Raw genomic sequence first — 7,493 nt, forward strand, 5'->3', positions numbered from 1 at the left:
CCATATGTAGCTTAATCTGACGACACCAAAATGTTCAGGTTCCATGCCTGGTCATGGGCCATTTGTCGTTGTAGCGTCGCGCCGGAAATGCGGTCGACCCACAACCATGGCTGAGTCGCCAACCGTCGTACAGCCGACGTTGGCGCTGCCCCGCGGGGGCGGGGCGCTCAAGGGGCTGGGTGGAGGCGTCGGCTCGGGAACGGTCACTGGTGACGCGACCTTGGCGGTCGACGCCGTGGTCACGGCGGCGCGCGCGCTCACGCCGTCGGCCACGCTGGCCTACTCGTCGGCCGCGGGCAACGGCCCGTTCGGGATGGGCTTCTCGTTGGCGCCGGCGGCCGTCACGCGCCGTACCGGCGCCGGCGTCCCGGCCTATCGCGCGACCGACACGATTGACCTGGCCGGCATCGGCGCGCTCACGCCCGCGCTGCGGCACGACCCGAAGACCGGCGCCTGGGCGCCGCTCGTGCGCACCGCGAGCGAGGCCGGTCATCGCTATCGCATCACGACCTTCCGGCCGCGCCTGGAGACCGACCTGCCGCTCGTCGAGCAGTGGGAGCGCGCCGGCGACGGCCTGATCCACTGGGTCGTCACCACCGCCGACGGCACGGTCGAGCGCTACGGGATCAGCGTCGACGGCCGCGTCGCCGACCCGGACCGCCCGGACGAGCGCGTGGCTGCCTGGCTGCTGCAGGAGCGCACGGACACCAAGGGCAATCGCGCCGTCTACACCTACCTGCGTGAGGACGACGCCGGCGCGGCCGCTGCCTTCGAAGGCGGCCACGCTCAAACGGCACAGCGTTATCCGGCCGCCGTCCGCTACGGCAACTACGTCGATCGCGCGGGCGCCGAGCAGTTCGCGCTGGAGCTGGTCTTCGACTACGGCGAGCGCGACCTCGACCATCTCGATCAGCCCGGCGCCGATCCCTACGCCCCGGTCCGCCCGTGGCCGCGCCGCGACGACTCGTTCTCCTCCTACGCCGCCGGCTTCGAGGTCCGCACCGCGCGCCTGTGCCGCGCGGTGCTCATGTTCCATCACTTCCCCGACGAGCTGGGCGCGACGCCGTGCCTGGTCTCCTCGCTTTGCTGCTCCTACGACGAGACGCCGGCGCTGTCGCGAATCGTGCGCGTGACCCGGGCCGGTCATCGCCGGCGCGCCGACGGCTCCTACGCGTCCGCCGTGCTGCCGCCGCTGGACGTCGCGTGGTCGACCTTCGCCCCGCCGCCCGCGCCGCGCTTCCGGACGCTGCGCGTCGACGGCGGCGGGACACCCGCCGGCGAGCTGGAGCGAGGTGACCTGCAGCCCGTCGACCTCCACGGCGAGGGCCTCACCGGGCTGCTCTACAGCGACGCGGCCACCACCTACTACTACGCGCCCGAGGGCGACGGCGCCTATGCCCGGCCCGCCACGCCCCGCGCGTTCCCGAACGTGCGCGATCTGCGCGACCCGCGCCTGTCGCTCGAGGACCTCGACGGCGACGGCCAGCTCGAGCTCGTCGTCGTCACCCCGACCGAGAAGGGGTACTTCCCACGCGGCGAGGATGGCGGCTGGCAGACGTTCACCCCGTTCGCCCGGGCTCCGAACGTGCTCGGCGCGCCCGACGGCGAGCTGGTCGACCTCGACGGCAGCGGCCGGTCCGACCTGCTGCGCGTCCACGGCCGTACCCTGGTCGCCTACCCGTCGCGCGGCGGCGACGGCTACGGCGCCGAGCAGGTGGCGCAGCGCCCGCCCGGCTTCCCAGCCTCGCCGCGGCAGACCGGTGGCCGTCAGCTCGTGACCTTCGCCGGCGTCTTCGGCGACGGCCTCGCCCACCGGGTGCGGGTCGCCGACGGCGAGGTCGAGGTCTGGCCAAGCCTCGGCCACGGTCGCTTCGGCGCGCCCGTCCGGCTCCACGGCGCGCCCGCCTTCGCGCCCGGCACGACGCCGGACCGGATCTTCTTCGCCGACGTCGACGGCTCCGGCACCGCCGACCTCGTGCTCGCCTACGGCGACCACCTGGACATCTACCTCAACCAGGCCGGCAACGGCTTCGCGCCCGCGATCGCCGTCGCGCTGCCGCTGCAGCTCGGCGCGCTGGGTCGGATCGCGTTCGCCGACGTGCTCGGGACCGGGACGACCGCGGTCGTCGCGACCTCCGCGGCGCCCGGGCTCCAGCACTGGTTCTGCGACCTGTCGGACGGCGTCAAGCCGTACCTCGTCACCGGCATCGACGACCACGTCGGCCTGACGGCGCAGCTGGAGTACGCGCCGTCGACCCGCTTCGCGCTGGAGGACCGCCGCGCCGGCCGGCCGTGGACGACGCGGCTGCCCTTCCCGGTCCACGTCGTGGCGAAGGTCACGCTTGTCGACGCCGTCGCCGGGACCCGGCTCGCCCGCCGCCACCGCTATCGCGACGGATGGTTCGACCCGGCCCAGCGCGAGTTCCGGGGCTTCGGCTTCGTCGAGTCGTGGGACGCCGAGAGCTTCGACGAGCTCGCCGCTGCGGCGCGCGCCGACGACCGCCTCGCCGCGCCGCGCGCTGAGCTCCACGCTGCGCCGGTGCGGACGCGGTCGTGGTTCCAGGTCGGATCGCTGCGCCAGGCCGACGCGCTGCGCCAGGCCCGTGCGCGCGAGCAGTTCGACGGCGACACCGACGCCTACAACATGCCCGCAAACGTGCTCGACCAGGCGTCGCGCGCGGCCGGCGCGCCGACGCTCGGCGAGGCTTACACCTCGCTGACCGGACGGGTGCTGCGCACCGAGGTCTACGCCGACGACGGCGGCCCCGCTGCGGACGTGCCCTACACCGTCACCGACACCAGCTACACGGTGAGGATGATCCAGCCGGCGCGCGACGGCGCGCGCGGCGCCTTCCACGTCCAGGCGCGCGAGACCGTGGACGCCGACTACGAGCGCCGAACCGACGACCCGCGCGTGACGCACACGTTCGCGATCGAGGACACGCTCGTCGACGACGACGGCGCGACCACGTCGCGCCAGCGCACCATCACCATCAACTACCCGCGTCGCGACGGCGCGGCCGGCCCGACGCGCGTGCCCGAGCAGGGCGTTGCGCTGGCCACGCTGAGCGAGACCATCCGCACGCGCGTGCTGGCGCCGTTCCGGATGGTCGGCGCGCCCGTGCAGCAGCGCGCGATCGACCTCGGCGGCCTCCACGTCGCACCCGGCGCCTACCTGACGTTCGCCGCCGCCGCGACGTTCGCCGACGCCGCGCTGGCCGCACCGATCGACTACGGCACGGCGTTCAGCGGCACCGCCCCGCAGTCGCGCGCGGCCGCCATCAGCCGCACGTTCTACTGGGACGAGGCGCAAGCCACGGCGCTTCCGCTCGGAGCGATTACCGCCCGGGCGCTCCGGCACCACGGCGCCGAGGCGGCGTTCCCGCCGAGCTGGGTGACCGCGGTCTACGGCGACTTCGTCACGCCCGCCGACCTGACCGTCGCCGGCTACGCGCTGGACGACGCCACGGCGACCTGGTGGAGCCACGGCCTGGTGGCGACCTACCACCGCCCGGATGAGCCCGACCAGTACTTCCTGCTCGCCGAGACCGGCCGGCCCGGCGGCGGCGCCGGGCCGTTCAGTCGCACGACGGTCGCCTACGACGCGCCGTACCGCGTGCGGCCGGTGCGCCTGACCGCGGCCGTCGACGCCACGACGGCGCTGGCATCCGCGGCGCTGCTGGACTACCAGGCGCTGCGTCCATGGCAGCTGACCGACCCCAACGGCGTCGTCACCCAGGCGCTCCCGGATCCCCTCGGCGGCGTGGTGGCGACCTCCACGTTCCGGCTGGCGACCGCCACCCAGCCGCGCGTGGGCGACGGTGACCTGAGCGACTACGTGGTCCACGACGGCGCGACGTTCGCCGCCGTGCTCGACGACCCGCTGACCTACCTCCAGGACGCCGGCGCCTTCTTCCTGACCGACCTCCACGCCGTTACGGCTTCCGACCCCAGGCCGCTGACCACGGTGGCGCTGCAGCGGCCGCGCTACGCCAGCGACGGTCCGGCGATCGCCGACGAGCTCGCGGTGCGCGTCACGCTGTGGGACGGCACCGGACGCGCGGCGGCCCAGTTCGCCGTATGCGGGCCCGACGAGCGCGGCCCAGACGCCGCGGCGGGCGGCCCGCCCGTCCTGTGGCGCGTCTCCGGCCGGGTCGTGTACGACAACAAGGGCCGGCCCGTCGAGGAGTACCTCTCGACCTGGTCGACCCAGCCCGCGCCGGATCGTTGGCGCGCCGGAGGCCCGGCGCCCGCGACCGGCGCGCCGCCGCCGGAGGTCACGCGCTACGACCCGCTCGGTCGCCCGATCCGCGTCGACACGCCGAAGGGGTTCTTCACCAGGTTGGACCTGACGCCGTGGGAGGAGCGGCGCTACGACGCCGACGACACGGTGCTCGAGTCCGACTACTACCGCGATTTCCTCGCGCACCTCCTGCCGCTGCCGACGCCCGACGAGCAGGCCGAGCTCGACGCGCTCGAGCAGGCCGCCAAGGCCTACAACACGCCGTCGATCGCCGTGCTCGACCCGGCGGCGCGCGCCGTGCGCCACATCCGCGACAACCTCGGCGCGGTGCCCGCCGCGCGGCTGGAGCCCGTCGTGCACGGGACGGTGATCACCGCGCAGCAGCTGTGGTACGAGCTGATCGACAAGGGCTACCTGGCGACGCGCGACGTCGCGCCCGTCGGCACCTGGCTCACCGACCGCTTCGATCCCTACGCCGCCGGCTTCGTCCTGGCCCTCGACCCGCCCTTCGACCAGCTCGCCGACGCGATCACCGCGTTCCTGCTCGAGGGCCGGGTCACCGACCTGCGCGTGCTGGACCAGCGCGGCCGGGCGGTGCGGCTCGTCGACCCGCGGCTGTACCTCGACGAGGTCCGGACCGCGACGCCACGCGCCAACCTGCGCTGTGCCTACCCGATGGGCGCGAACGAGCCGGCGCGCACCGACAGCGCCGACGCCGGCCCGCGCTGGATGCTCGCCGACGTGGCGGGCAACGCCGTGCTCGCCGCCGACGGCCGCGGCCTGCGCACCGCGCGCACGTTCGACGGCCTCGATCGCCCGGTCACGGCGACGGTCCGTGCCGGCGATGGGCCGCGGGCGCTGCGTGAGCGCTTCACCTACGGCGAGGGCCGGCACGACGCCGCGGCGCACGGGCTGATCGGACGGCTGTGGCGCGCGGAGGACGGGGCCGGCCGCGTCACGACGCCCGACTACGGCATCGACGGCCAGCCGCGGACGACCGTCCGGCAGTTCGCCGCCGACGCCAGCGTCGAGCCGGACTGGTCGCAGCCCGTCGCGCTGGCGCCCGAGGAGTACGCGACCGGCACGGCGTTCGACGCGACCGGCGCGCTGGTCGCTGAGACGCCGCCCGGCGGCGCCGCCGTGCGCTGGGCCTACCATCGCTCAGGGAAGCTGCGTGCGGTGACCGTCGACCCGGCGGCTGGTGGGGCGCGCGTCACGGTCGCCTCCGCGCTGCGCTACGACGCCGCCGGCCAGCGCGTCGCCGTCACGTTCGGCAACGGCGTCACGCAGGCCAGCACCTACGAGCTGACGACCGGCCGGCTGCTGACGCTCCGGTCGGCACGCGCCGACGGGGCGCCCGTCCAGGAGATCGCCTACACCTGCGACCCGGTCGGCAACGTGACGCGCGTCCGGGACACGACCGCGCGGCACGCCTACTGCGCCGCCCAGCCAGAAGGCCGCGCCGACCTCGCCTACGACCCGCTCTACCGGCTGCGCGAGGCAACCGGCCTCCAGCTCCCGGGCCTGGCCGCCGATACGTACGCGACCGGCTTCAAGCAGACGGTCTTCGCGCCGCTGTGCGCGACCGGCGACGGTCCGCCGAGCGTGTTGGAGGCCTACTCGGAGTCCTACGACTACGACCTCGCCGGCAACCTCGTCGCGCTCGCCCATCGCGCTCCGTCCGGCGACTGGGACCGCGCGATGCCGGTCGCGGCCGGCAGCAACCGCATGGCCGACGGCGCCTACGACGCGGCCGGCAACACGCTGTCGATCCAGCTCGCCGCGCCGGTCGCGCTGACCTGGGACGACCGCGGCATGCTCGCGTCGGCGGTCGCGCCCGCCGCCTCGACCACCTTCTACAACTACGACGCCGCGCTGAACCGCGCACGCCGGCGCGTCGACGCCGCCGACGGCTCCTGGGCCGAGCGCCGCTACCTCGGCTTCTGCCTGGTCGATCTCGCCAGCGACGCCGAGGCGCCGGCGACCACCCTGCGCGTCGGCGACGGCGCCGGGACGTTCGCGACGCTCGCCGGCGACGCTGCGCAGCCGCAGGTGCGCTGGGAGCTCGACGACCGCCTCGGCTCGGTCGGCGTCCAGCTCGACGCGGACGGTGCCGTCGTGAGCTACGAGGCGTTCCTGCCATACGGCGGTAGCAGCGCGATCAGCGCCGCCGACGAGGCGACGGTCGCGCCCAAGACCCATCGGTTCTCCGGCAAGGAGACCGACGACTCCACCGCGCTGACCTACTACGGCGTGCGCTACGCGATGCCCTGGCTGGGGCGCTGGCTGAGTCCGGATCCGTCCGGGCCCATCGACGGCCTCAACCTGTACGCCTACGTCAACGGCAACCCGATGACCCTGGTCGACCGCGACGGCAGCTGCGGCAACGACCCGAGCAGGCCGCCGCAGCCGCCCAACTGGCGCTCGCTCTACGCGAACTTCCAGCAGGAGGCCTTCAACCAGTTCGTCAACGCCCCGCGCCGGTTCTTCATGGGCGTCGGGGCGGTCGGCATGTTCCCGTTCTCGCCCCAGCTGCGCCAGCAGCGCCGCGAGTACTTCGTCGAGCGCCGCCACCTGATCCGCGAGGCCGGCACGGGGCTGGGCATCGTCGGCTTCATCCCGTCCCTGGTCTGGCAGCACTTCGACGCGGGGACGCGGCCGTGGGCGATGCGACCCGGGGCCAACGGCGAGTCGCCGATCCAGATCGCCGGGCGCCAGATCAACCGCAACAACTACGTCGCCGGCTATGCCGGTGGCTGGGTCGGCCAATGGCTGTCGGTGTCCACCGCGCTGAGCTTCGCCTGGACCTACCGGACCTGGGGCCAGTCGGTCTCCTGGCCGCGCTACTTCCGCGGATGGGCAGGCGTCAGCATGGCGAGCTTCTTGATCATGCGCGAGGGCCGCGCCGCTCAGGCGCGGCAGGACTACGCGATGGTGCAGCGGCGCCTCGCCCAGCACGACCCGCGGCTTCCCGAGGCCTACAACCAGCTCGGTGAGCTGACCGGGCTGCCGCAGTCCGCCGCGTTGTTCTACGGCGAGAGCGAGCGCGCGCGCCCCTTCGCCGACATCTCGCCGTGGGCGTTCGGCGCGCTGGTGTTCGGCGTCGTCGGCGCGCGCGTGTTCGTCGGCTACGCGGCCCGCAGGGCGATCCCGCGCGCGCTCGCGGTGATCCAGCCGCGCGAGACGGCGCTCGTCGTCTGGCGTCCGCCCGCCGCCTCCCAGACCCCGAAGACCCCGGCCAGCAAGTGAG

1 protein-coding gene is annotated in these 7,493 nt (G+C 74.3%); it reads left to right on the forward strand.

What is annotated here, in order from left to right:
- Nucleotides 1-106 precede the first annotated feature (106 nt).
- A complete protein-coding gene (locus tag VK501_RS04430) occupies nucleotides 107-7,492 on the forward strand; it encodes a SpvB/TcaC N-terminal domain-containing protein (protein WP_324335043.1) in 7,386 nt (2,461 codons plus the stop codon).
- Nucleotide 7,493 lies beyond the last annotated feature (1 nt).

The sequence above is a fragment of the Baekduia sp. genome (assembly GCF_035318805.1).
Taxonomy (GTDB): domain Bacteria; phylum Actinomycetota; class Thermoleophilia; order Solirubrobacterales; family Solirubrobacteraceae; genus Baekduia.

What these genes read in the sequence shown, in the direction of transcription:
- VK501_RS04430 (WP_324335043.1), top strand. Translation starts at nt 107, where the DNA reads ATGGCTGAGTCGCCAACCGTCGTACAGCCGACGTTGGCGCTGCCCCGC.